Origin of the sequence: Actinocorallia longicatena, from assembly GCF_039534125.1 — a bacterium.
Classification (GTDB): domain Bacteria; phylum Actinomycetota; class Actinomycetes; order Streptosporangiales; family Streptosporangiaceae; genus Actinocorallia; species Actinocorallia longicatena.
In genome coordinates, this window is the sequence record NZ_BAAAUV010000083.1 from 1 (window position 1) to 696 (window position 696).

The 696-nt window shown below is 70.8% G+C and carries 1 protein-coding gene; it reads right to left on the minus strand.

What is annotated here, in order from left to right:
* Positions 1-124: 124 nt before the first annotated feature.
* A partial coding sequence (locus tag ABD785_RS41165) for a UDP binding domain-containing protein (protein WP_344840349.1) occupies positions 125-696 on the minus strand: 572 nt, incomplete at its 5' end.

Sequence of the window (696 nt, forward strand, 5' to 3'; positions counted from 1 at the left end):
GGCAGACACGGCTCGATCAACGCCCACTCCACATCCGTCACATCAAAACGCGCCACACCCAAGTTCTAACAGCCACAACCAGCCCACCACCGGACCCCACCAAGATCCGAACCCCAAACAGCCCCTAGGGACGGCCGAGGGCGCGGTATTCCCAGCCCGCGGTGCGCCATTCGGTGGCGTCGAGGGCGTGGCGGCCGTCGACGATGCGCTTGTGGGTGACGACCTCGGACAGGGCGGCCGGGTCGATGGCCTTGAACTCCGACCACTCGGTCAGGAGGACGACGACGTCGGCGTCGCGGGCCACGTCCAGGGTGCCGGTGCCGTAGCGCAGCTCGGGGTAGGCGCGGCGGGCGTTGCCCATGGCCTCCGGGTCGTAGACGCTGACGGTCGCGCCCAGGTCGTGCAGGGCCCGGGCGACGTCGAGGGCGGGGGCGTCGCGGATGTCGTCGCTGTTGGGCTTGAACGCGGCACCCAGGCAGGCGACCTTGGCCCCGTCGAGACGGCCTCCGAGCAGACCCCGGACGAGGTCGACGGTGCGGGAGCGGCGGCGGCGGTTGATCGCGTCGACCTCGCGCAGGAAACTCACCGCCTGGCCGACGCCGATCTCCTCGGCCCGGTGGGCGAAGGCCCGGATGTCCTTCGGCAGGCAGCCGCCACCGAAACCCAGACCCGGCTGGAGGAACTTCCCGCCGATAC